This window comes from Herbidospora solisilvae, assembly GCF_009901565.1.
In the GTDB taxonomy this organism is placed as follows: Bacteria; Actinomycetota; Actinomycetes; order Streptosporangiales; family Streptosporangiaceae; genus Herbidospora; species Herbidospora solisilvae.
In genome coordinates, this window is record NZ_WXEW01000008.1 from 149,319 (window position 1) to 171,596 (window position 22,278).

The window sequence follows — 22,278 nt, forward strand, 5'->3', positions numbered from 1 at the left end:
CTTCCCCGATCGGCGCTGCCGTAGCGTGGGAGCCATGCTGACGCTGATGGCGGTGCACGCCCACCCTGACGACGAGGTCATGGGCACCGGGGGGAGCTTCGCGAAATACGCCGCCGAAGGGGTGCGCACGGTCCTGGTGACCTGCACGAACGGGGAGCAGGGCGACGGGCCGGGCGGGGTGAAGCCGGGGGAGCCGGGCCACTCGGAGACCCAGGTGGCCGAGCAGCGGCTCGCCGAGCTGGCCGAGTCGGTGGGGCATCTCAACATCACCCACCTCGAACTGCTCGGATACCACGATTCCGGCATGGCCGGATGGGCGGGCAACGCCAGCTCCGACGCGTTCGCCAACGTCGACTTCGACAAGGCCGTGGCCCGGGTGGCGGCGCTGATGGAGGAGTATCGGCCGCAGGTCGTGGTGACCTACGACGAGAACGGCAACTACGGGCACCCCGACCACATCCAGGCCCACCGGGTCGCGGTGGCGGCGGCCGAGGCGACCGGGATCCCGGTGAAGTTCTACTACACGGCCGTGCCGAGGCGGGTCATCCAGGCGGCGTACGCCGCCATGAAGGCGCAGGGCATGGACCCGGGATGGGAGCTGCCCGAGGACTTCGGCACCCCCGACGAGCTGATCACCACGGTGGTCGACACCCACGAGCAGGCCGACGTGAAGCTGGCCGCGCTGCGGGCGCACGGCAGCCAGGGCGACAGCATCTCCCTGTTGTCGATGCCGCCGGAGACCCAGCGCATGGCCATGTCGGCCGAACACTTCGTCCGGGTGTTCAGCAGGGTCCCGGCGCCCGACCACGAAGACGACCTGTTCGCGGGCCTGCGATGAAGATCCACGTGCCCGACGAGGTGCTCGACGACCTGCGCCGGCGGCTCGAACTGACCCGGCTGCCCGCCGACGAGGGCAACGACGACGGGTTCTACGGGGTGCCGGTCACGCGGCTGAGGCCGCTGGTCGACCACTGGCTCGACGGCTACGACTGGCGCAAGGCCGAAGCGGCGATCAACGCCTACGACCACGAGCAGGTCGAGGTCGACGGCGTGCCGATCCACTTCATGCGGCGGCCGGGCGCCGGGCCGGACCCGACGCCGCTGATCCTCACCCACGGCTGGCCCTGGACGTTCTGGCACTGGTCGAAGGTGGTCGACGCGCTGGCCGACCCGGCCGCGCACGGCGGCGACCCGGCCGACGCGTTCGACGTCATCGTGCCGTCGCTGCCCGGCTTCGGCTTCCCCGGCCCGCTGCGGAACCGGCCCGAGCTCAACTTCTGGATGGTCGCCGACCTGTGGCACACGCTGATGACCGAGGTGCTCGGCCACGAGCGCTACGCCGCCGCCGGATGTGACATCGGCGCGCTGGTCACCGGGCAGCTCGGCCACAAGTACGCCGACAGTCTCCACGGCATCCACATCGGCTCGGGCCAGAAGCTCACCATGTTCAACGGCGACCGGGGCTGGGACCTGGCCCAGGGCCAGGTGCTCCCCGACGACCTGCCGCCGGAGATCAGAGACCGGATCATCACGTTCGACCGGCGGTTCGCCTCCCACCTGGCCGTGCACGTCCTGGACTCCTCGACGCTCGCCCACGCCCTGTCCGACTCCCCGGCGGGCCTGCTGGCCTGGTTGCTCAAGCGCTGGGACTCCTGGAGCGACCGGAGCGGCGGCGACCCCTTCACCCCCGACGACCTGCTCACCCATACGATGATCTTCTGGGTGAACAACTCGATCGGCACATCGATGCGCTACTACGCCAACGCCAACCGCCACCCCTGGACCCCCTCCCACGACCGCACCCCGGCCGTCGAGGCCCCGACGGGCATCACGTTCGTCGGCTACGAGAACCCTCCCGGCGTCACCACCGACCAGCGGGTGGCCGCCTTCGCGAACAGCGACCGGGGTGGCTGGTACAACCACGTGAACCTCACCGCCCACGACAGGGGCGGCCACTTCATCCCGTGGGAGATCCCGGAGGAATGGGTCGACGACCTGCGGCGGACCTTCAGGAAGGCCCGGGGCCGGCCCGGCGCTCGTAGAGGGTCTTCTCCCGCGCGTTCCGGGTGAGGCCGGCCGCCTCGCGGAAGGCCGCCTTGGCCTCCTCGAACCGGCCGGCGCGTTCGAGGAGGTCGCCCCGCACCGCCGCGAGGTGGGGGTTGCCGTGGAGGGCCAGGCCGTCGACGATCTTCAGCCCGGCCTCCGGGCCCTCCGCCATGCCCACGGCGACGGCGCGGTTCAGCTCGACGATCGGCGAGGGGGCCACGTGGGCGAGCAGCCGGTAGAGGTCGGCCATCCGGGCCCAGTCGGTGTCGGCGAAGGTCAGGGCCCTGGCGTGCACGGCGGCGATGGCGGCCTGGAGGCCGTACGGACCCAGGACACCGGTCGACTCGGCGCGGGCCAGCGCTTCGAGACCCCGGCGGATCAGCAGCCGGTCCCACCGCGACCGGTCCTGGTCGGCGAGCAGGACCGGCTCCCCGCCGGGGCCGACGCGGGCGGCCAGGCGCGACGACTGGATCTCCAGCAGCGCCTGCAGGCCGGACGCCTCCGACGACCCGGGCATGAGCGCCGCCAGCACGCGTGCCAACCGCAGCGCCTCGAAGCACAGGTCGGCGCGGATCCACGAGTCGCCCGAGGTCGCCGAGTAGCCCTCGTTGTAGATCAGATAGATCACTTCGAGGACCGAGGCCAGGCGGGCGGGCAGTTCTTCGGCGGGTGGCAGCTCGATCGGCACCTTCCGCAGCGCCGTCTTGGCCCGGTAGACGCGCTGCCCGACGGTCGGTTCGGGCACCAGGAACGCACGGGCGATCTCGGCCGTGGTCAGCCCGCCGAGCAGCCGCAGCGTGAGTGCCAGCCGCCCCTCGACGGCCACCGCCGGATGGCAGGCCGTGAAGATCAGCGTCAGCAGTTCGGGTTCGGGCTCAGCGGCCGGCCGCAGGGCGAGTTCGCGGAGTTTCTCCTCGTAGACGCCCTGCCGCCGGAGCTGGTCGATCGCCTTCCGCTTGGCCGTGGTGGTCAGCCAGCCGCCCGGGTTCGCCGGCACGCCCTCGGCCGGCCAGGTCTCCAGGGCCAGCACGAAGGCGTCTTGAGCCGACTCCTCGGCCAGGCCGAGGTCACCGGTCATCCGGGCCACGGTCGCGATGACCTTGGCCGACTCGATGCGCCAGACGGCCTCGACGGTGCGGATCGGATCGAGGGAGCCCACACCCTCAGAATGTCATCAGCGGGAAGACGCGGGAGACGCCCTCCCAGCCGGGCCACATGTCGCGGTGCAGCCGCATGAACCGGTTGGCCCACTCGATCGCCTCCGCCTCGTCGCGGACTTCGTAGATCGCGTAGCTGATGAGCTCCTTGGCCTCGGCGAACGGGCCGTCGGAGACGGTCAGCTTGCCGCCGACGACCTCGACCTCGGCGGCGAGGCCCCGCAGGCCGCTCTGGTCGACCAGGGCGCCGGCCTCGGTGGCCTCCTGGCCGAGCCGCATGATCGCCGACATGAGCTCGGCGGGCGGCGGGGTCTCGGGCTGGGCGGTGCGGGTCAGCGTGATCAGGTAGCGCATGGGTGTTCTCCGTTCGTTCTCGTGCGAACCTACGACCCCTCCACGAACGGCCGGCCGGTGTTTCGACAGCCGCCGGTTACTTTTCTGCGATTTCCGGCCATGCTTGTCAGGTGAGCAGCAGGCCTCCCTATCCGGGGCTGGCGGCCTTCGGCGCGCCGGACGCCGCCGTGTTCTTCGGCCGCGACGACCTCCTGTCCGAGCTGCGGCGGCGTACCGAGAACGAGCGGCTCGTCGTCGTCACGGGCGCCTCGGGGGCGGGGAAGACCTCGCTGGTCGACGTCGGGCTCGGCGGGTTGCGCCTGCGGCCCGGCGATGATCCGGTCGGCGCGCTGCTGGCCGCGTTCGGGGCCGCGATGGACCGCGACCGGCTGGCCGCGGCGCCTCATCACCTCGACGAGTCCGGCAACCCGGGGCTGGTCGTGGTCGACCGGTTCGAAGAGGTCTTCGTGCTCTGCCGCGACCTCGACGCGCGGCGGACCTTCGTCGCGGCGCTCGCCGCCACCCGGGCCCGGGTGGTGCTGGTGTTGCGGGCCGACTTCACCGGCGACGCCGCCGCCCACCCCGAGCTGGTCGCGGCCCTGTCCCGGCCGCTGCTCGTCTCCCCGTTGTCCGGGTACGACCTCCGCGCGGCCGTCGAGCGGCCCGCCCTGGCCCACGGGGTGACCTTCGAAGAGGGCCTGGTCGACGAGATCGTCGCCGACCACAACGGCGACCTGCCGCTGCTGGCCCACACCCTGCGCGTGATGTGGGACCGCCGCGAGGGCGGCCCGCTGACGTTCGAGGGCTACCGGGCCACCGGCCGGGTGACCGGCGCGATCCCCCGCAGCGCCGAACGGGCGCTGGTCCGCAACGACGCCAGGGCGGCGCTGTCGGCGCTGGCCGGGCCCCACGGCACATTGCGGCCGGGCCCGATGACGCCCGAGCTCGAACCCTTCGTGGCGGCCGGGCTCGTCCGGACCGACGGCGAGAGCGCCGAGCTGGCCCACGAGGCGGTGATCCGGGCCTGGCCCCGGTTCACCGCGTGGACGGAGGCCGACCGGGCGGCCGGTCAGGTGCGGCGGGAGTTCGCCGCCGACGCCGACCGGTGGGTGCTCAGCGGGTTCGCGCCGCCCCACCTCTACACCGGCACCCGGCTCGCGGCGGCGCGGGCGGCGGTGCGGCGCATCCGGCGGGAGCTGACCCCGGCCGAGGTGGCGTTCCTGGAGGCGAGCGCGGCCCAGGAGTTCGAGGGGCGGCGGGCCGACGACAGGCGCACGTTCGTGCGCGGCCTGTTCTCGATCGCGGCGGTGGCGCTGCTCGTGCTGAGTTTCGGGGCGACCGGCGCGCTGGCGCTGCTCGTCAACGGGGCCACCCGCGACCGCGACGCCGCCGTCGGCCGCAGCACGGTCGCCGTGGCCCGCCACCTGCTGGCCCAGGGCGACGCGCTGGCCGCCGACCAGCCGGTGCTCGCCCGCCTGCTGCGGCTGGCCGGGGCCGAGATCGCGCCCGCGCTGCCCGAGGCGGCGGCCGGGCTGCGCGCGTCGGCGGCGCATCCCGCGCTCGACGTGCTGCGCCCGCCGGGTGTGGAGACCATGGTCGTCAGCGCCGCCGGGCTGGCGGCCACCACGTCGGGCGGCGACGTCACGCTCTGGCGGGACGGCGCCCGGCTGGCGGTCGTGCACGCCCACGACGACCCGATCAGCGCGCTCGCCTTCACCCGCGACGGCCGCCGGTTCGCCACCGCCGCCTCCGACGGTTCGGTGCGGATCTGGGACACCGCGGCCCGCGACATGCTGGTGGCCGTCGACGACGGCGGGCTCGGGCGCAAGGCCGTCGCGTTCGGTCCCGACGGGCGGACCATCGCGGTCGCGGCGGCCGGACGTCCGGTCACGATCTGGAGCACCACCACGGCCCAGCCGGTGGCGGAGTTCCCGGCGGCGGGCGAGCGCCCGCTGGTGCTGTTCGGCAACGACGGCGACACCTTCTACACCGCGACCGCGCGGGGCCTGGAGGTCTTCGACCTGCCGACCAGGAAACGGCTGCGCCTGCTGCCCTCCGAGCGGGTCACCTCGGCCGCGCTCACCCCCAACACGCGCACCCTCGCCGTCGGCCGGGCCGACGGCGGCGTCGAGATCTGGGGGGTGGGGGAGCGCGAGTTCACGCCGCGGGGCGAGTTCGCCGCGCACGACCGCGCGGTCGAGACGATCACGTTCAGCCCCGACGGCCGCACGTTCGCCACCGGCGGCGGCGACGAGGCGGTGCGGATCTGGGAGACCGCGAGCCGCCGCCGCGTCGGCGACACGATCACCGGCCACACCGGGACGGTCGTCGCCGTGGGCTACCTGCCCGACGGGCGCACCCTGCTCACCGCGGCCACCGACCGGACCGTCCGGGTCTGGAACACGGCGGCGTACGACTCCGTGCTCGACCTGACCACCCGGGTCGCCGACCCGAAGAGCGGCCGGTTCGCCACGGTCGACGCGATCGCCTTCACCCAGGACGGCACGATCTTCGCCACCGGCGACGCCGCCGGCACGGTGCGCCTCTGGCGGACCGCCTCGCGAACCCCGCTCGGGCTGCCGATCGAGACGCGGACCTCCGGGGTGCACTCGATGGTGTTCGACCCCACGACCGGCGGGCTGGTCGTGCTGAGCACCGACAACGTGATCAGCCTGCTCGACGTCGACAGCCGCACCAGCCAGCCCTTGTGGGCCAACCCGCCCCAGGAGGTCACCAACCACGGCGTCCTGGGCCCCGACGGCCGGACGCTCGCGCTGGCCTACGGCGCGAACGTGGAGGTGTGGGACAACCAGACCCGGCGGCTGACCGGGCGGCTCGGCGGCCACGACGGCGACGTGCGCGCGGTGGCGTTCAGTCCCGATGGGCGGCTGCTGGCGACCGGGGGCGCCGACCGGGTGATCCGGTTGTGGGATCCGGTGAAGGCGACGGCCGCCGGGCCGGCCCTCCTGGGGCACACCGGCGACGTGTTGTCGGTCGCGTTCAGCCCCGACGGCAGCGTGCTGGCCAGCGGCGACGACAGTGGGATGGTGCGCTTCTGGGACGTCGCGACCGGCCGGTCGCTGGGTGCCTACCACGGCCGGGCCCCCGCCGACGGCGTCCCGGCCTTCGCGGCGAGCGCGCTGGCCTTCAGCCCCGACGGCGGGACTCTCGTGGGTGGCGGCCGGTTCACGGCCCCGGGCCAACCGGCCCTGGAGATCTGGGATTCCACGCTCTACGGCGCGGACGCCCGCGACCTCGTCTGCGACCAGGCCGGCCGCACCCTCACACCCGAAGAGTGGCGCGTGCACGTACCCGGTCAGCCCTATCGGCGGCTCTGCTGACGATCGGGCGGCGGGTCTCGTGCGGGCGGATGTTGCGGCGGTGGACGAGCGGGTCCTGGCCGTCACGCAGGCCGTCGAGGAGACGGTCGAGGTGGACGAGCAGCTCGCCGTGCAGCGGCCAGTGGCCCGGGTCCTCGCGCAGGACGGCGCCGAGCTCGTCGCGCATGCGGCGGCCCTCGGTCACTGAGCGGTCGAGTTCGCCCGTGAGGCGCTCGGCCTCGGCGGGGCAGCAGGTGGTGGCCGCCTCGGCGTAGTTGCGGGTGGTCTGGGCCAGGTCGTGCAGCACACTGGCCAGGCGCTCCCGCACGCCGGGCTCCCACATCCGCAGGCCGGTCCGGTCGCTGATGCTCCGGGCCAGGCCGCGTACGGTCGGGATCGCGCGTTCCAGGGTGTCGAGGGCCTCGCGGAGGGCGCGGCTGTGGCCCGTGAGGGTGCGGCCACGCAGGCGGGCGGTCTCGTCGGCGGTGTCGACCGCGGCCTCGACCCGGTGGATCTCCGCGGTGAGCTTCCTGGCCTGGTCCATCCAGCGGCCGACGGCCTCGGGGCCGGGTTCGGCGGCCAGGCCGGCGGCCATGTCGTCGAGGAGGCCCGCCACCCGGCCGCCGAAGTCGGCGATGGCCCGCTCGGCGGGGCGCAGCCGCGTCGGCGTCGCCACGAAGACGGTCACCAGGCCGACGGCCGCGCCGATCAGGGTCTCCACGATGCGGTCGGCGGCGGCCGGGCCGGTGCCGAACTGGAGGATCAGCATCGCGCTGATCGGCACCTCAAGCAGGTGCTCACGCAGTTTCAGCAGGTGGCCGAGGCCCAGGGCGACCGCCACGGACAGACCGAGGCTCCACCAGCTCAGCCCGAACAGCCCGCTCATGACCACCGACACCAGGACGCCCGCCCCGACGCTGACGATCCGCCCACCGGCGTGCTTCAGCGTCCGGAACAGCGAGACCTGGACGACGAGCATCGCGGTCAGCGGGGCCAGCGTGGGCGCCCGGGTGTCGAGCAGGACGAGCGCGATCACATACGCGGCCATCGCCGTGACGACCAGGCGGGCGATCGACGTCAGACGTTCCGGCATGCGGGTGTCCACCTCCCCCAAATAAGACATTTCTTGACAAACGGCATGCCTGGGGGTGGATATTTCCTGGTTCCGGCAAAACCGAAGGGCCGGGTGGATCACCCGGCCCTTGGTCTTCCGCTGTTACGGCTTCGCCGTGAACGTCGACGGGACGTACATCTCGGTCTCCGGCTTGGCCTCGCCGACGAAGGTGAACTTGGCGGCCTCGCCCTCACCCTCCACGTCGACCTTGACGACCTGGCCGGGACGCAGCTCGCCGTAGAGGATCTTCTCCGACAACGAGTCCTCCAGCTCACGCTGGATGGTCCGGCGCAGCGGCCGGGCGCCCAGGACGGGGTCGTAACCACGGTCGGCGAGCACCTGCTTGGCGGCCGGGGTCAGCTCCAGAGCCATGTCCCGGTCCTTCAGACGGGCGTCCACCTGGGCCAGCATCAGGTCGACGATCTGGATGATCTCGGTCATGCGGAGCTGGTGGAAGACGACGGTGTCGTCGACGCGGTTGAGGAACTCGGGCCGGAAGTGCTGCTTGAGCTCCTCCTGGACCTTGGCCTTCATCCGGTCGTAGTTGCCCTCGACGTCGTTGTTCTTGGCGAACCCGACCCCGATGCCCTTGCTGATGTCACGGGTGCCGAGGTTGGTGGTCATGATGATGACCGTGTTCTTGAAGTCGACCACCCGGCCCTGGGCGTCGGTCAGGCGGCCGTCCTCCAGGATCTGCAGCAGGCTGTTGAAGATGTCGGGGTGGGCCTTCTCGATCTCGTCGAACAGCACCACCGAGAACGGCTTGCGCCGCACCTTCTCGGTCAGCTGGCCGCCCTCCTCGTAGCCGACGTAGCCGGGAGGCGAGCCGAACAGCCGGGAGACGGTGTGCTTCTCCATGAACTCCGACATGTCCAGCATGATCAGCGCGTCTTCGTCGCCGAACAGGAACTCCGCCAGCGCCTTCGAGAGCTCGGTCTTACCGACACCTGAGGGGCCGGCGAAGATGAACGAGCCGCCCGGCCTTCTGGGGTCCTTCAGGCCCGCCCGGGTACGCCGGATCGAGCGGCTGAGGCCCTTGATCGCGTCGTCCTGGCCGATGATGCGCTTGTGCAGCTCGTCTTCCATCCGGAGGAGACGCTGGGACTCCTCCTCGGTCAGCTTGAAGACGGGGATGCCGGTCGCGGTGGCCAGCACCTCGGCGATCAGTTCCTCGGTGACCTCGGCGACGACGTCCATGTCGCCGGCCTTCCACTCGCGCTCGCGCCGCTCACGCTTGAGCATGAGCTGCTTCTCGTTGTCGCGGAGGGCGGCGGCCTTCTCGAAGTCCTGCGCGTCTATGGCCGATTCCTTGTCCCGGCGCACGTTGGCGATCTTCTCGTCGAAGTCGCGCAGGTCGGGCGGGGCGGTCATGCGGCGGATGCGCATGCGCGAGCCGGCCTCGTCGATCAGGTCGATCGCCTTGTCGGGCAGGAACCGGTCGGAGATGTACCGGTCGGCCAGCGTCGCCGCGGCCACGAGCGCGCCGTCGGTGATCGAGACGCGGTGGTGGGCCTCGTAGCGGTCACGCAGACCCTTGAGGATCTCGATCGTGTGCGACAACGACGGCTCGGCGACCTGGATCGGCTGGAAACGACGCTCCAGCGCGGCATCCTTCTCCAGGTGCTTGCGGTACTCGTCGAGCGTCGTGGCGCCGATGGTCTGGAGTTCGCCTCGCGCCAGCATGGGCTTGAGGATCGACGCGGCGTCTATCGCGCCCTCGGCCGCGCCCGCACCCACCAGGGTGTGGAGCTCGTCGATGAACAGGATGATGTCGCCGCGGGTGCGGATCTCCTTGAGCACCTTCTTCAGGCGCTCTTCGAAGTCACCGCGGTAGCGGCTGCCCGCCACCAGCGCGCCCAGGTCGAGGGTGTAGAGGTGCTTGTCCTTGAGCGTCTCGGGCACCTCGCCCTTGACGATCTTCTGCGACAGGCCCTCGACGACGGCCGTCTTGCCGACGCCGGGCTCGCCGACGAGCACCGGGTTGTTCTTGGTGCGGCGGGACAGCACCTGCATGACCCGCTCGATCTCCTTGTCCCGCCCGATGACCGGGTCGAGCTTGCCCTCGCGGGCGGCCTGGGTCAGGTTGCGGCCGAACTGGTCGAGGACCAGCGAGGTCGCGGGCGCGCTCTCCTGGGGCCCGCCCGAGGCCGCGGCCTCCTTGCCGCCCTGGTAGCCGTGCAGCAGCTGGATGACCTGCTGGCGCACCCGGTTCAGGTCGGCGCCCAGCTTCACGAGGACCTGGGCGGCCACGCCCTCGCCCTCGCGGATGAGGCCGAGCAGGATGTGCTCGGTGCCGATGTAGTTGTGGCCGAGCTGCAGCGCCTCGCGCAGCGACAGCTCGAGAACCTTCTTGGCACGCGGGGTGAAGGGGATGTGGCCGGAGGGGGCCGACTGGCCCTGGCCGATGATCTCCTCGACCTGCTGGCGGACGCCTTCGAGGCTGATGCCCAGGCTTTCGAGGGCCTTGGCGGCGACGCCTTCGCCTTCGTGGATGAGGCCAAGCAGGATGTGCTCGGTGCCGATGTAGTTGTGGTTGAGCATCCGGGCCTCTTCTTGGGCCAGGACGACCACCCGCCGCGCTCGGTCGGTGAACCTTTCGAACATCTCTCGCCGCTCCATGGAGTCCGGGGGGCCCTGTTACTCCATAGAACGCGGTAATTGGAGTGATGGGTACCGAATACGCGATCGGCGAACTTCACTCAGGGCGTACGGTCAGCCAGGTTAGAGCGGGCGGGAAGTGCTGCGCCCACCAGTAGATGTCGTGGCCGCCGGCCCACTCGACGTGGCGGACCTTCGCTCCGGCGGCGGTCAGCTTGGTGGCCCAGTCGTCGGCCGCCCACCGGAAACCCGATTCGAGGGTGCCGCCGCCGACGTAGCTCCTGGTCAGGGCGTGCAGCTCGGTCTCCGGGGGGATACCGGGGCTGAGCCCGAGCGCGCCGGAGAAGACGTCGGGACGCCGCTGGGCGGCGTTGAGGGCCCAGACCGCGCCGCTCGACGCCCCGGCGGTCAGCCAGACGCCCGAGGCGGGGAACCGCTCGTCGGCCCACGGGATCACCTCGTCGGTGACGAAGGCCAGGTGGGCGGCGTAGCGCTCGGGGTCGTGGGCCGGGAGGTACTCCTGCGACCTCGGGTCGCCGTCGCCGGACTCGGCGCAGAAGATCCCCACCACGGCCACCGGCGGGCAGGTGCCCGTCACGATCGCCGCCTCGACGACCGGGGCGAAGGCGGCCAGCATCTGGCCGTCGGCCAGGCACACCGCGGGGATGAGACCCCGGGTTCCGGGCGGTACGTAAAGGGCGATCGTGCGGGGCTCGCCGAGGAAGGTGAGCCGGTGCTCCTCCAGGGTGCCCTGGAGCTCGGAGACCTCGGGCAGCGCCGGAGGCGCCAGCTTCCCGCGCCACTCCCGCTCGGCCACCATCGTGGGGGCGTCGGGGCAGACGTACACGCTGATCACCGACTCGTCGAGGCGGCGGATGCGCAGCGACGCCTCCCAGAGGTCGTCGGCGCCGTCGACCGGCCACATGAGGAACTGCACGCCGCCGGAGATGCGGGGGTACTCGCACGTGCCCCGCCAGACGATGTGGAGCACGTCGTCCTCCGACCAAACCGCCAGGTCGTCGTCGTCGAGCCGGGCGCGCAGCGCGGCGGGGTCGCGCGGGGTCCAGACCCGCCTGATCTCGGCGTCGGGCGGCAGCTTCTCCGACCAGTTCTCGGCCGCTCTGATCTTGTTGGCGGTGACGAGCGACCGCAGGTGCTGGGCGACCGTCTCACGGCCTGCGGCGGCACGCTCATCGTCAGTGACGGAATGGTCGTAGGCGGCCTCTAATTCGCCATCTATTTCATATGTCCATACATCCAGACGATCTGCCACGTTGCGAACGTACACAATGGAGTAATGGACCGCGAGAAAATCTCCCTCGCCGGCGCCCAGGAGACGATGCTCGCCACCCTGTGGAGCCGAGCTCTCGACAGTCGCTCCCCCCGCTCGATTCTGAAGGACGAGGTCGCGCAGCAGGCCGTCGAGCGGATCGACTACGACTTCGCCAAGACCGGCATCACCCCCGTGATGGCGGCCGGGGTCGCCCTGCGGGCGCTGCGCATCGACGAGTGGACCAGGGACTTCCTCCGGCGCCACCCCACCGCGACCGTGCTCCACCTGGCCTGCGGGCTCGACACCCGGGCCCAGCGCATCGACCCCGGCCCCCTGGTGCGCTGGATCGACCTCGACTATCCGGAGGTGCTGGAGCTGCGCGACCGGGTGATCGACCGGCCCGACGGCGACTACCACACCATCGCGTCGTCGGTCACGAGCGAGAAGTGGCTGGGCGCGGTGCCCGACGACCGGCCGACCGCGGTGGTCTTCGAGGGGTTGTCGATGTATCTCCGCGAGGACGACGGCCGCCGGTTGATCGAGCGGCTGACCGGCAGGTTCGCGACGGGCGAGCTCATCTTCGACTGCCAGAACTCGACCGGGATCCGGCTCCAGAAGCTCAACCGGCCCGTCCGGCAGACCGGCGCGACCCTCTATTGGGCCGTCGACGACCCGCGTGTGCTGGAGTCGTGGCATCCCGGGCTGACGCTGCGGGAGGCGCAGCGGGTGGTCGACATGCCGGGCGTCGAGGACTATCCGCTCGGCGGGCGGGTGGCGATGTGGATCATGGCGCATCTGCCGGGGTTCCGGAATATCGGGCAGATCCTGCGCTACTCCTGGAGCTGACCCACGCCGCGAGGGCGAAACAGGCGGCGGCGGCCGCGGCGATGATCCAGAAGTAGCCCGGCGGGTCGAAGCGCAGGGTCGCCACGACGACCACGGCCGACGACACCGCCCCTCCCAGGGTCACCCGCAAGGCGGGCCGGACGCCGAGCAGCGCCAGGGCGGCCCAGGCGGCCACCGTCGCGACGGCGTAGGCGGTGAAGATCACCGGCAGGAGGCACTCCAGGCCGCCCGAGCAGATGGCCTCGCCGATTCCGCTGGAGGACAGGAACCGGCCGACCGCACCGGTGAGCGGCATGACGGCCGCCCCGACGAGGACGGCGGTGATGACCTGCGCCTGTCGGGAGCGTTTTTTATGCAATTCGACACCCATGTCGCCAATATCCGGTTATTTGTCGTCGGGAGAATGAGTACGCCTACTCAACATGCGCTGTTCCCGCCACTCGTCGGGAATCGCCCACCGCATGGCGCTTGGGACTCACGGCACCTCTGATCAGGATGTGAGGCATGACAGCCGTACCGTTCGACCCCGAGCTCGCCGCCGCGCTCGCGGTCATCTCGCAGAACATGCCGTCGTCGCTCACGCCCGAGATGATCCCATTGCTCCGCCAGGGGATGGCCGGTTTCACCCCCTCCGAAGACCTCACTCTCGACGGGATCGTCGACCTCACCGACGTCGACCTCGGCGACGGGGTGTCGGTCGTCGTCTGCCGCCCGGTCGCCGCGCCGACGCCCGCACCCGCCGTGTACTGGATCCACGGCGGCGGCATGATCATGGGCGACCATCGGGTCGGGCTGGCCGATCCGCTGGCGTGGGCGGTCGAGCTCGGCCTGGTCGTCGTCAGCGTCGACTACCGCCTCGCCCCCGAGCACCCCGACCCCGCGCCCGTCGAAGACTGCTACCGCGGCCTGGTCTGGCTCGCCGAGAACGCCGCCGACCTGGGGATCGACCCGGCCAGGATCGTGATCGCGGGCGGCAGCGCCGGCGGTGGCCTGGCGGCGGGCACCGCCCTGCTGGCCCGCGACCGGGGCGGCCCCGCCCTGCTCGGCCAGATGCTCATCTATCCGATGCTCGACGAGCGCAACGACACCGTCTCCAGCCACCAGATGTCCGGGCTCGGCGTCTGGGACCACACCTCCAACGACACCGGCTGGTCGGCCCTCCTCGGCGACCGCCGCGGCGGCCCGGACGTGTCGATCTACGCCTCGCCCTCGCGGGCCACCGACCTGTCGGGCCTGCCGCCCGCGTTCGTCGACGTCGGCTCGGCCGAGACGTTCCGCGACGAGGACGTCGCCTACGCGACCGCGATCTGGCAGTCGGGCGGCCAGGCCGAACTCCACGTGTGGCCGGGCGGCTTCCACGGCTTCGACGTCATGGTCCCGCAGGCGGCGTTGTCCCAGCGGGCCAAGCACGCCCGGCTCGACTGGCTGCGGCGGCTGCTCGGCCACTGAGCCGCGCGGATTCCGGTCGGCCGCTGAGGGAGACTGAGGAGATGCGGGAGCTCGTCGGAAGATTGGCCGCGCTCGACCCTGACGCCAGCGCCGCCGTGCAGGTCATCGCCTACTTCGACCGGCTCGCCGAAGGGCGGGCGGGGCTGGAGGCGACCGTGCGCGGGGTCGCGGTGCTGGCGGGCTGCGCGGCCCGATTGGTCGACGAGGAGCGCGCCGTCTTCCTGCGGGTCCTGGCCGACGGCCACCGCGAAGACCACCCCTCTGATGAGAACCCCGACTGGCCGCGGGTGCGGTCCGGGGAGGTGGAGCTCCTCCTGGAGAAGCCCAGTCCGCCTTCACCCGTCGACCTGATGGTGCTGGAGCGCGGGGTGGCGCTGGCCCGGGACGTGCTCGACCGGACGCGGGGCCGGGCGCCCGACCCCGCCCTCGTCGAGCTGGTCGTGGACGCCTCCGTCGGGGAGACCGCCCGGTCACACGCGGCCAGGCGGCTGCGCCTCGGGGAACGGGCCCGCGCCATCGCGCTGCCCGACGGGGTCGTGCTGGTCGAGCCGCACGGGGAGGCCCGCCACCCGCTGGGCGCGGTCAGGGCCGGGGTGGGACCGGTCGTGCCGGTCGGACGGCTGCCCAGGTCCTACGCCGACGCGAAGGTCGCGCTCCGGTTCGCCGACGACGTGCTCGGGCCGCGGGTGGTGCACTACGACGACCTCGGCGGCCTGGCCGCCGTGGCCGCCGCCGTCGGCCCGGCGACGGCGCCCTCGCCCGACGTCGTCACGCTCGGCACACTGCCCGCCTGGGCGCTGGAGACGCTGCACGCGGTCGTCACGTCGACCAGCCTGCGGACCGCCGCCACCCACCTCACCCTTCACCACTCGACACTGGTCGACCGGCTCGGGCGGGCCGAGCACCTGCTCGGGTGGGAGGTGCGTGAGCCCGGCGGGCGGTTCCGGCTGCAGCTGGCGTTCGCACTGCGGCGGCTGCACGCCCACCCGGAATAGGCTGTCGCGCGTGGCCACGTTCAGGATCAGTGAGGCCGCGGCGATCCTCGGCGTGAGCGCCGACACCGTACGCCGCTGGGTCGACTCCGGGCGGCTCGCCGCCAGCCGCGACGAGCACGGCCGGCGGCTGATCGACGGGCCCGACCTGGCCGCCTTCGCGCGCACCCAGATCGCCGGGGAGACCGGCGGGGCCACCTCGTCGGCCCGCAACCGGTTCCGGGGCATCGTCACCGAGGTCGTGCGCGACACCGTGATGGCCCAGGTGGAGATCGCCGCCGGGCCGTTCAGGGTGGTGTCGCTGATGAGCCGTCAGGCAGCCGACGAGCTGCGGCTGGAACCGGGTGCGGTCGCGGTCGCGGTGGTCAAGTCGACCAACGTGGTGGTCGAGCTCTCCTAGGCCCGATGGCTGCGATGGGGGTGGCGCGCCAGGCGTACGCCCAGGGCCTCCGAGACCGACCGGCAGACCCGCAACCCCTCGGCGGCGAGCAGCGCGTTGATGCGGAGGACCTGCCGGGCGGGGGCCGCGAGGGTGAGGCCGCCGCCGCGGCCGCGTAACTGCTCGTCGGCGCGGCAGAGGGTGAGCATGCCGCCGAGATCGCTGAAGGTCAGGCCGGCCGCGGCGACGACGACGCGGCTGACGTTCCGGGCGTGCAGCCCGATCAGGGTGGCCTCGACGACCGGCTGGGTGAACATGTCGAGTTCGCCCACCAGTGACATGATCACGGTGTCTTGGTCGATGTCGGTGATGTCGACCGCCAGGTGCATGCGCGTCCCCTTCGCTCGCTAGTCACCGTCTCAGCCCATAGTCGCCTTTGCGAGGTTCTCTGACCATTAAGGTGGGATCCCAGTCATGCGGACGGCTGTCGGACGTCTAGAACAGGACCGTCGCCAGCTCGCGCCACTGCTCCATCGGCAACTCGCCCGCCGGGGTGCCGAGCACCTGGAGGCACACGTGGTCGGCGCCCGCGTCGCGGTGCTGGTTGAGGCGGGCCGCGCACTGCTCGGGCGTGCCCCACACGAACAGGGCGTCGATCAGCCGGTCGCTGCCCCGGCCGCTCACGTCGTCGTCGGCGAAGCCGCCGCGCAGCCAGTTGTTCACATAGTTCGGCATGGCCAGGTAGGGGTGCAGGGCCTCGCGGGCGAGTTGCCGGGCGCGGGCCGGGTCGGTCTCCAGGACGACGCCCTGCTCGGAGGCGACCAGGCGTCCGGGGCCGATCGCCGACCGGATCGCGGCGGTCTGCTCCGGGGTCACCAGGTAGGGGTGGGCGCCCGCGGCCCGGTTCTTGGCCACCTCCACCATCTTGGGGCCGAGGGCGGCCAGTACCCGGCGGTCGGGGGTCACCCCCTCCTTGTCGAGCTCGTCGAGGTAGGAGGTCATGGCCGTGAGCGGCTTGCGGTAGGCGCCGGGGCGGAAGCGGTCGACCATGCTCTCGTGGCTGACCCCGAGGCCGAGCAGGAAACGGCCGCCGTGGGCGGAGCCGAGGGCGCGAGTGCGTTCGGCGGCCTCGCGGGCCGACGTGGACCAGATGTTGGTGATGCCGGTGGCGACGGTGACGTCGGTCGTGGCGGCCAGGATGTTCGCCGCGGTGTCGAGACCGCTGTCGGTCCCGCCGGGGACCCAGAGCGCGCCGTAGCCGAGCTTCTCCAGCTCGGCCGCCGCCTGCCCGACCTCGGCCGGGTTGTCGGTCCGGAACTCTCGGGCCCAAACGCCGTAGGGTTTCATGTCGCCTCTTTCGTGTGTTCGCGCCGGGGTGAACGGCGTTACCTGGTGACGTACCGTGATCAACAGCTGCTTAACCCCGCCTCGGCGCCCTCTTCTGGTCGGTGGACGGATGGCCGGTCATGAATATCGTTGAATCCAAACCCGGCGCTTACCGAACGTGGCGATCGGGCGTGTTTTCCCAGGTGGCGACGGATGAGAATTCGATTTCACCGGTGTTCTGCAAATGGACGCGGCGGTAAACGGATAGGCCATTGTCTAACGGCGTTGGGCGTTACCCTCTAAGTCAAAAGTTCACAGAGTAGAAGAGGTGCCATGGCCCGGCCCAAGGTCCCGCTGATCTCCCGGAGAAAGGTCCTGGAAACGGCGCTGGCGATCGTCGACGAGGAGGGGCTCGACGCTCTCAGCATCCGCCGGCTGGGCGAGGCCCTGAACGTCAACGGGGCATCCCTCTACCACCACTTCCGGAACAAGGACGAGATTCTCGACGGGGTCACGCAGCTCGCGCTGGAAAGCGTCGAGTTCCCGGTTCCCGACCACCCGAGCTGGCGGGTCTGGTTACCGCTGACGGCCTATCGCACCCGCGCCGCCCTGGTGGCCCATCCGGGGCTGATCCCGGTGATGTTGCGCCGGGCCTCGCTGGGCGGCACCCCCGAGGCCGAGGCGCTCGTGGCGCGGTTGCAGCGCGAGGGCGTGCCGCTCGGGATCATCGCGCCGGTGACGGAGAGCCTCGAACTGCTCGCGGTGACCAGCGCCCTGCAGGAGGTCGGGGCCAAGGCTCTGGAGGACGGGCCGGCCGTGTCCCGGCTGGAGGAGGCGCGCGGGGCGCGCGGGGTGTCGCCCGGCGAACTGTTCGAGGTGATGGTGTCCTCGACCATCTCTCTGGTGGAGAGCGCGATCGCGCTGAAGGAGTCGCGCGAGGCCCTGGAGCGGGTGCCGGCCGCACGGGCGAAAGGCGGCCGCGGGAAGCGGTCCTAATTAGACGTTAGTGCTGGTTGATGCCATAGTTTCGCCCGTGCAGCGAGAATTGTGGTCGAACGACACTGATGTCCTTAAAGCCGTCGAACGCCGGGTTCTCTGGCTCTCCATGGCGATCGTCCACCACGCCAACCGGGTACGCCCCAACCGCACGGGCCTGAAGGTGGGCGGCCACCAGGCGTCGTCGGCGTCGATGGTCTCGATCATGACCGAGTTGTGGTTCCGCCACCTGAGGCCCGAAGACCGCGTGTCGGTCAAGCCGCACGCCTCGCCGGTCCTGCACGCCGTCAACTACCTGCTGGGCGACCTCGACCGGCGCTATCTCACGACGCTGCGCGAGTTCGGCGGCCTGCAGTCCTACCCCAGCCGCGCCAAGGACCCCGACCAGGTCGACTACTCGACCGGCTCGGTCGGCATCGGCGCCACCGCCCCGATCTGGGGCGCGCTGGCCCGCCGCTACGTCGACTCGATGACGTCGGGCGGCGGCGCGGGCCGCCAGTACTCGCTGGTCGGCGACGCCGAGCTCGACGAGGGAGCGGTCTGGGAGGCGATCGGCGACCCGATGGTGGCGGGCCTGGGGGAGATCGTCTGGATCGTCGACCTCAACCGCCAGTCGCTCGACCGGGTGGTCCCGGCGCTGGGCGCCCCGCGCCTGCAGGGCATGTTCGCCGCGGCGGGCTGGCAGGTCATCACCGTCAAGTACGGCGCCCTGCTGGAGTCGCTGTTCCGGCAGGAGGGCGGCGAGGCGCTGCGCACCCGCATCGACGCCATGCCCAACCCCGAATACCAGCGCCTGCTGCGCTGCACCCCCGACCAGCTCCGCGAGCGGCTGCCCGCCGGCGACCCCGAGATCGACACGCTCCTCAAGACGCTGGACGACGACACGCTCACCCGCGCGGTCAGGAACCTCGGCGGGCACGACTTCCCGGCGCTCAACCAGGCCTTCGCGGCGATCGACGACACCCGGCCGACGGTGATCTTCGCGTACACGATCAAGGGGCACGGCCTCGCGGTCGAGGGACACCCGCAGAACCACAGCTCCCTGCTGACCGCCGAGCAGCTCGCCGAGCTCGCCGAGCGGGTCGGCGCCGACCCCGGCGACCCGTGGGCGGGCTTCCCCGCCGACTCGCCCGAGGCCCGGTTCTGCGCCGAGGTCGGCGCCGCGCTCAAGCGCCCGCCGGTCGCCACGATGACCCCGCCCGAGGTGCCCACCGACTTCGGCCGCATCCCGGCCGGCACCGCGACCACCCAGGCGGCGCTGGGCCGCACCCTGCTCGACCTCACGCGGTCGGCCCCCGAGGCGGCCCGCCGGGTGGTGACGCTCAGCCCCGATGTCAGTTCGTCGACCAACCTCGGCGGCTGGGTCAACAAGGTCGGGGTCTGGTCGGCGACCGAGCAGGTCGACTGGTTCGCCGACGACCCCGAGACGATCCTGCACTGGCGTGAGCGGCCCACCGGCCAGCACATCGAGCTGGGCATCGCCGAGACCAACCTCGTCGGCCTGCTGGGCGAGCTCGGCGCGACCTGGTCGCGGTGGGGGCAGCCGCTGCTGCCGATCGGGGTGCTCTACGACCCGTTCGTCCAGCGCGCCCACGAGCCGTGGTCGTTCGGCATCTACGCGGGCGGCCAGTCGATCCTGGTCGGCACCCCGTCGGGGGTCACGCTGGCCCCGGAGGGCGGCGCGCACCAGTCGATCACCACGCCGTCGCTCGGCCTGGAACAGCCGGGGTGCGTCACGTACGAGCCCGCGTTCGCCATCGACGTCGAGTGGACCCTGCTGGCCTCGCTGGCCAAGCTGGGCCGTCCCGACGGCAGGTCGGCGTACCTGCGCCTGTCGACCCGCCCGGTCGACCAGTCGCTGGCCGACGTGCCCGGCGACCCGGCGGTCCGCGAGCGGCGGCGACGGCAGGCGGTCGCGGGCGCCTACCTGCTGCGCAAGGCCCCCGACGCCCCCGCGGTCACGATCGTGGCGATGGGCGCGACCGTCCCGGAGGCGCTCTCGGCCGCCGAGCGGCTGCAGCGGCTCGGGATCCGCGCCGACGTCGTCTGCGTCACCAGCCCGGGGTTGCTGTTCACCGCCACCCAGGCCAGGGCCGGGCGGGAGGACGGCGCGACCTGGGTGCTCGACGCGGCCTTCCCGGCGCACCGCGCCGCGCCGATGGTCACCGTCCTCGACGGGCACCCGCACACCCTGGCGTTCCTGGCCGGAATCAACAACGTCAAGGCGCGTCATCTCGGAGTGACCCGATTCGGGCAGTCCGGCGATCTAGAGTCGGTTTACCGGTACCACGGGATCGACGCGGACGCCATCGTTGGGGCTGTCCTGGATGTGTCAAGTTGAGGTGTTCGCAGCTTGGATCGATGTCATAAGCCCTACCATTTCGGACTCGTGACGAGAATTACTCGCTATTTCGTTGTCGCCGCAATGCTGATCACGGCGGGGGCCGTGCTGGCGTCTCCGGCCCAGGCCGAGGCCAAGGCGTTCGTGCCCAAGTCCGTGGCGACGGCGAATCCGCTGTACAAGACGAAGTTCGGCACGGTCAACTGCGGTGCGGGGTCGCCGAGGGCCGGCAGCCGAGCTTCCTATCGCGCCTATCTGATCAAGGTGAACACCTGCCTGGCCACCGCCTGGCGCAAGTCGTTCGCCCAGGCGGGCAAGAAGTTCCGCGCGCCCAAGATGGTCGTGGTCAACACGCGCGGCAACACCTCGTGCGGCAAGTTCCCGGCCCGGTTCGTGGGCTACTACTGCTACAACTCCGAGACGCTCTACATCTACCTGTGGAGCACGCCGGTCAAGAACGGCTACGGGTTGTGGGGCGCGGAGCTGCTCGCGCACGAGTACGGCCACCACATCCAGGGGCTGGCCGGGATCCGGGCCTACTCCCTGCAGGTGCCCGGGAACGAGACCTCGCGCCGCCTCGAACTCCAGGCGCAGTGCTTCGCGGGGGCGTTCCTGCGCAGCGTCAGCGGCTCGGTGCCGGGCATCGCCCAGAACATGGACTACGAGTTCGAGTGGTACCGAAAGAACGGCGGCGACAAGGCGGGCGCGCCGCCGGACCACGGCAACGGCCCGAACAACGCCTACTGGCTGAAGCGGGGCTGGACCACCGCGAGCCCGGGGTCGTGCAACACCTGGAGCGCCCCGCGCTCGCGGGTGGCCTGACGGGAGGCGTGTGAGGGCGGGCCGCCCGCGGGCGGCCCGCCCTTCCTGTTCAGCAGGTACGCAGGGCGTCTTCGACGAAGGTCATCGCCTCGGGGTGGCCGCGGAGCAGGCCGAGGCTGTGGTCGTCGACCGGCAGGATCTTGAGCCGCCCCTTCGTGGCCTGGGGGACCTTCTCGAACAGGGCCGTCGCGTTGGCCCCGAAGGCGGTCTCGGCGACCGTCCACAGGCTCCGGACCGGCCTGTCCTCGGCCAGCGGCGCCACGCCGCCCTCGATGCCGGTCAGCGGCGAGACCGCGATCGCGACGCACATCGGCAGAGAGGTCGCCCGCTGGGCGGCCAGCACCGCGATCGGGCCGCCGTAGGAGCTGCCCAGGGCGGCCAGCCTGGTCGCGCCCTGGTCGTGCAGCCAGGTCAGGGCCGTCTGCAGGTCGGCGGCCAGCTCGCCCACCTCCCCGTCGCCCTCGCTGGAGCCGGTGCCGCGGCGGTCGGGGACGATCACCCGTACGCGCAGCCTCTCGGCGAGCGCCGACATCGCCGGCAACCAGTCGCAGAGCGTGTGGCCGGCCCCGTGGGCGACCGCCATCCCGACCGGGGCGCCGGGCGGCCCCACCACCGCCGCGCCCAGCCGTACACCCGATCCGGCCCGAAGGACGACCCGTTCGGCGCCGGGCGGCACGGTGTCGCACTGGTCGGCGAGCGGGCTGTCGGGCGCGACGCCACACCCGGTGAGCAGGGCGAGCACGATCAGGACGGCCAGTCGGGGCATGAGCCGGAATCCTACAGTTGGATGATTCATAAACTTGTATCGTTCGTGTTTAGGGCGGTAAGTTGGACGTCATGACGGCACCCAAGAGCCAGACCATCGCGGAGGAGTTGCGCGGGGCGGGACTGCGGGTGACGGCAGCCCGGGTCGCGCTGCTGGAGACCGTGCGGGGTGGCAACCACCTCGGCGTCGAAGACATCGCCTCGGGCGTCCGTGATCGAGTCGGTCACGTCTCCCTCCAAGCCGTATACGAGGCCCTGCACGCGTTGACCGCGGCGGGGCTGGTCCGCCGGATCGAGCCGGCCGGGAGCCCGGCCCGGTTCGAAGGACGCGTCGGAGACAACCATCACCACATCGTCTGCCGGTCGTGCGGCGCCGTCGCCGACGTCGACTGCGCCGTGGGTGAGGTGCCGTGTCTGACCGCGTCCGAGACCCACGGTTTCACGATCGACGAGGCCGAGGTCATCTATTGGGGCCGCTGCCCCAGCTGTTCCGCCACTGCGAGCTGAGATAGTCCGGAAGG

20 protein-coding genes are annotated in these 22,278 nt (G+C 71.7%); 11 read left to right on the plus strand and 9 right to left on the minus strand.

Going from position 1 to position 22,278, the window contains the following annotated elements; translation table 11 throughout:
- Positions 1 to 34 precede the first annotated feature (34 nt).
- Both GT755_RS26565 and GT755_RS26570 read left to right on the plus strand, forming a co-directional pair.
- The gene (locus GT755_RS26565; protein ID WP_161482344.1) at positions 35 to 838 is read left to right on the plus strand and encodes a PIG-L family deacetylase; all 804 of its coding nucleotides are present in this window, start codon (positions 35 to 37) and stop codon (positions 836 to 838) included.
- A complete protein-coding gene (locus tag GT755_RS26570) occupies positions 835 to 2,070 on the plus strand; it encodes an epoxide hydrolase family protein (protein ID WP_161482345.1) in 1,236 nt (411 codons plus the stop codon). Before GT755_RS26565 ends, GT755_RS26570 begins: the two co-directional genes overlap by 4 nt.
- On the opposite strand, the gene GT755_RS26575 is transcribed toward GT755_RS26570, so the two are convergent.
- Together GT755_RS26575 and GT755_RS26580 are read right to left on the minus strand one after the other, a co-directional pair.
- Positions 2,009 to 3,205, minus strand: coding sequence for an RNA polymerase sigma factor (locus tag GT755_RS26575; RefSeq protein WP_161482346.1), 1,197 nt, complete (start codon positions 3,203 to 3,205; stop codon positions 2,009 to 2,011). The two genes, GT755_RS26570 and GT755_RS26575, sit on opposite strands and share 62 nt — an antisense overlap.
- Positions 3,206 to 3,209: 4 nt before the next feature.
- On the minus strand, positions 3,210 to 3,557 hold the full coding sequence (locus GT755_RS26580; RefSeq protein WP_161482347.1) for a YciI family protein: 348 nt from the start codon (positions 3,555 to 3,557) through the stop codon (positions 3,210 to 3,212).
- A 110-nt stretch (positions 3,558 to 3,667) separates the two neighbouring features.
- On the opposite strand from GT755_RS26580, the gene GT755_RS41315 reads away from it, so the two are divergent.
- The gene (locus tag GT755_RS41315; RefSeq protein ID WP_161482348.1) at positions 3,668 to 6,877 is read left to right on the plus strand and encodes an nSTAND1 domain-containing NTPase; all 3,210 of its coding nucleotides are present in this window, start codon (positions 3,668 to 3,670) and stop codon (positions 6,875 to 6,877) included.
- On the opposite strand, the gene GT755_RS26590 is transcribed toward GT755_RS41315, so the two are convergent.
- The 3 genes from GT755_RS26590 to GT755_RS41320 all read right to left on the minus strand — a co-directional run bounded on the left by GT755_RS26590 (position 6,819) and on the right by GT755_RS41320 (position 11,841).
- Positions 6,819 to 7,949, minus strand: coding sequence for an FUSC family protein (locus GT755_RS26590; protein ID WP_161482349.1), 1,131 nt, complete (start codon positions 7,947 to 7,949; stop codon positions 6,819 to 6,821). The two genes, GT755_RS41315 and GT755_RS26590, sit on opposite strands and share 59 nt — an antisense overlap.
- A gap of 123 nt (positions 7,950 to 8,072) precedes the next feature.
- Positions 8,073 to 10,574 carry an ATP-dependent Clp protease ATP-binding subunit gene (locus GT755_RS26595; RefSeq protein WP_161482350.1) on the minus strand — a complete coding sequence of 834 codons (2,502 nt, stop codon included), beginning with the start codon at positions 10,572 to 10,574 and terminating at the stop codon, positions 8,073 to 8,075.
- Between the two features lie 91 nt (positions 10,575 to 10,665).
- Positions 10,666 to 11,841 (minus strand): alpha/beta hydrolase, encoded by a 1,176-nt coding sequence (locus GT755_RS41320; RefSeq protein WP_161482351.1) that lies wholly within the window; start codon positions 11,839 to 11,841, stop codon positions 10,666 to 10,668.
- A 24-nt stretch (positions 11,842 to 11,865) separates the two neighbouring features.
- Here GT755_RS41320 and GT755_RS26605 point away from each other — a divergent pair, with 24 nt between their 5' ends.
- Positions 11,866 to 12,687, plus strand: coding sequence for a class I SAM-dependent methyltransferase (locus tag GT755_RS26605; protein ID WP_161482352.1), 822 nt, complete (start codon positions 11,866 to 11,868; stop codon positions 12,685 to 12,687).
- Here GT755_RS26605 and GT755_RS26610 read toward each other — a convergent pair.
- Positions 12,626 to 13,057: a hypothetical protein gene (locus tag GT755_RS26610; protein ID WP_161482353.1), complete on the minus strand. Its 432-nt coding sequence runs from the start codon at positions 13,055 to 13,057 to the stop codon at positions 12,626 to 12,628. The genes GT755_RS26605 and GT755_RS26610 overlap by 62 nt on opposite strands.
- A 134-nt stretch (positions 13,058 to 13,191) precedes the next feature.
- Between GT755_RS26610 and GT755_RS26615 the strand changes: the two genes are divergently transcribed.
- Genes GT755_RS26615 through GT755_RS26625 form a run of 3 tightly spaced genes read left to right on the plus strand, consistent with a single transcriptional unit; the run spans position 13,192 to position 15,528 of the window.
- Positions 13,192 to 14,136, plus strand: a complete 945-nt coding sequence (locus GT755_RS26615) for an alpha/beta hydrolase (RefSeq protein ID WP_161482354.1) — start codon at positions 13,192 to 13,194, stop codon at positions 14,134 to 14,136.
- A gap of 41 nt (positions 14,137 to 14,177) precedes the next feature.
- The gene (locus tag GT755_RS26620; protein WP_161482355.1) at positions 14,178 to 15,131 is read left to right on the plus strand and encodes a helix-turn-helix domain-containing protein; all 954 of its coding nucleotides are present in this window, start codon (positions 14,178 to 14,180) and stop codon (positions 15,129 to 15,131) included.
- A gap of 10 nt (positions 15,132 to 15,141) precedes the next feature.
- A complete protein-coding gene (locus GT755_RS26625; protein WP_030451747.1) occupies positions 15,142 to 15,528 on the plus strand; it encodes a TOBE domain-containing protein in 387 nt (128 codons plus the stop codon).
- Here the strand turns inward: GT755_RS26625 and GT755_RS26630 are convergent.
- The gene (locus GT755_RS26630; RefSeq protein ID WP_161482356.1) at positions 15,525 to 15,896 is read right to left on the minus strand and encodes an STAS domain-containing protein; all 372 of its coding nucleotides are present in this window, start codon (positions 15,894 to 15,896) and stop codon (positions 15,525 to 15,527) included. The two genes, GT755_RS26625 and GT755_RS26630, sit on opposite strands and share 4 nt — an antisense overlap.
- 106 nt (positions 15,897 to 16,002) lie before the next feature.
- On the minus strand, positions 16,003 to 16,854 hold the full coding sequence (locus tag GT755_RS26635) for an LLM class F420-dependent oxidoreductase (protein WP_161482357.1): 852 nt from the start codon (positions 16,852 to 16,854) through the stop codon (positions 16,003 to 16,005).
- A gap of 312 nt (positions 16,855 to 17,166) precedes the next feature.
- Between GT755_RS26635 and GT755_RS26640 the strand changes: the two genes are divergently transcribed.
- The 3 genes from GT755_RS26640 to GT755_RS26650 all read left to right on the plus strand — a co-directional run bounded on the left by GT755_RS26640 (position 17,167) and on the right by GT755_RS26650 (position 20,992).
- The gene (locus GT755_RS26640) at positions 17,167 to 17,829 is read left to right on the plus strand and encodes a TetR/AcrR family transcriptional regulator (protein WP_161482358.1); all 663 of its coding nucleotides are present in this window, start codon (positions 17,167 to 17,169) and stop codon (positions 17,827 to 17,829) included.
- A 37-nt stretch (positions 17,830 to 17,866) separates the two neighbouring features.
- Positions 17,867 to 20,170, plus strand: coding sequence for a transketolase-like TK C-terminal-containing protein (locus tag GT755_RS26645; protein WP_328794511.1), 2,304 nt, complete (start codon positions 17,867 to 17,869; stop codon positions 20,168 to 20,170).
- An 84-nt stretch (positions 20,171 to 20,254) separates the two neighbouring features.
- Positions 20,255 to 20,992, plus strand: a complete 738-nt coding sequence (locus GT755_RS26650) for a neutral zinc metallopeptidase (protein ID WP_161482359.1) — start codon at positions 20,255 to 20,257, stop codon at positions 20,990 to 20,992.
- 49 nt (positions 20,993 to 21,041) lie between these two features.
- Here the strand turns inward: GT755_RS26650 and GT755_RS26655 are convergent, their stop codons facing one another.
- Positions 21,042 to 21,758, minus strand: a complete 717-nt coding sequence (locus GT755_RS26655) for an alpha/beta fold hydrolase (RefSeq protein ID WP_161482360.1) — start codon at positions 21,756 to 21,758, stop codon at positions 21,042 to 21,044.
- Positions 21,759 to 21,829: 71 nt separating this feature from the next.
- On the opposite strand from GT755_RS26655, the gene GT755_RS26660 reads away from it, so the two are divergent.
- Positions 21,830 to 22,264: a Fur family transcriptional regulator gene (locus GT755_RS26660; RefSeq protein WP_030451740.1), complete on the plus strand. Its 435-nt coding sequence runs from the start codon at positions 21,830 to 21,832 to the stop codon at positions 22,262 to 22,264.
- The last annotated feature ends 14 nt before the right edge of the window (positions 22,265 to 22,278 follow it).

Bases quoted from the DNA above. Each gene is read 5' to 3' on its own strand.
- GT755_RS26565 (WP_161482344.1), top strand. From the start codon at position 35: ATGCTGACGCTGATGGCGGTGCACGCCCACCCTGACGACGAGGTCATG.
- GT755_RS26570 (WP_161482345.1), top strand. From the start codon at position 835: ATGAAGATCCACGTGCCCGACGAGGTGCTCGACGACCTGCGCCGGCGG.
- GT755_RS26580 (WP_161482347.1), bottom strand. From the start codon at position 3,557: ATGCGCTACCTGATCACGCTGACCCGCACCGCCCAGCCCGAGACCCCG.
- GT755_RS26590 (WP_161482349.1), bottom strand. From the start codon at position 7,949: ATGCCGGAACGTCTGACGTCGATCGCCCGCCTGGTCGTCACGGCGATG.
- GT755_RS26595 (WP_161482350.1), bottom strand. From the start codon at position 10,574: ATGTTCGAAAGGTTCACCGACCGAGCGCGGCGGGTGGTCGTCCTGGCC.
- GT755_RS26605 (WP_161482352.1), top strand. From the start codon at position 11,866: ATGGACCGCGAGAAAATCTCCCTCGCCGGCGCCCAGGAGACGATGCTC.
- GT755_RS26610 (WP_161482353.1), bottom strand. From the start codon at position 13,057: ATGGGTGTCGAATTGCATAAAAAACGCTCCCGACAGGCGCAGGTCATC.
- GT755_RS26615 (WP_161482354.1), top strand. From the start codon at position 13,192: ATGACAGCCGTACCGTTCGACCCCGAGCTCGCCGCCGCGCTCGCGGTC.
- GT755_RS26620 (WP_161482355.1), top strand. From the start codon at position 14,178: ATGCGGGAGCTCGTCGGAAGATTGGCCGCGCTCGACCCTGACGCCAGC.
- GT755_RS26630 (WP_161482356.1), bottom strand. From the start codon at position 15,896: ATGCACCTGGCGGTCGACATCACCGACATCGACCAAGACACCGTGATC.
- GT755_RS26635 (WP_161482357.1), bottom strand. From the start codon at position 16,854: ATGAAACCCTACGGCGTTTGGGCCCGAGAGTTCCGGACCGACAACCCG.
- GT755_RS26640 (WP_161482358.1), top strand. From the start codon at position 17,167: ATGGCCCGGCCCAAGGTCCCGCTGATCTCCCGGAGAAAGGTCCTGGAA.
- GT755_RS26650 (WP_161482359.1), top strand. From the start codon at position 20,255: ATGCTGATCACGGCGGGGGCCGTGCTGGCGTCTCCGGCCCAGGCCGAG.
- GT755_RS26655 (WP_161482360.1), bottom strand. From the start codon at position 21,758: ATGCCCCGACTGGCCGTCCTGATCGTGCTCGCCCTGCTCACCGGGTGT.
- GT755_RS26660 (WP_030451740.1), top strand. From the start codon at position 21,830: ATGACGGCACCCAAGAGCCAGACCATCGCGGAGGAGTTGCGCGGGGCG.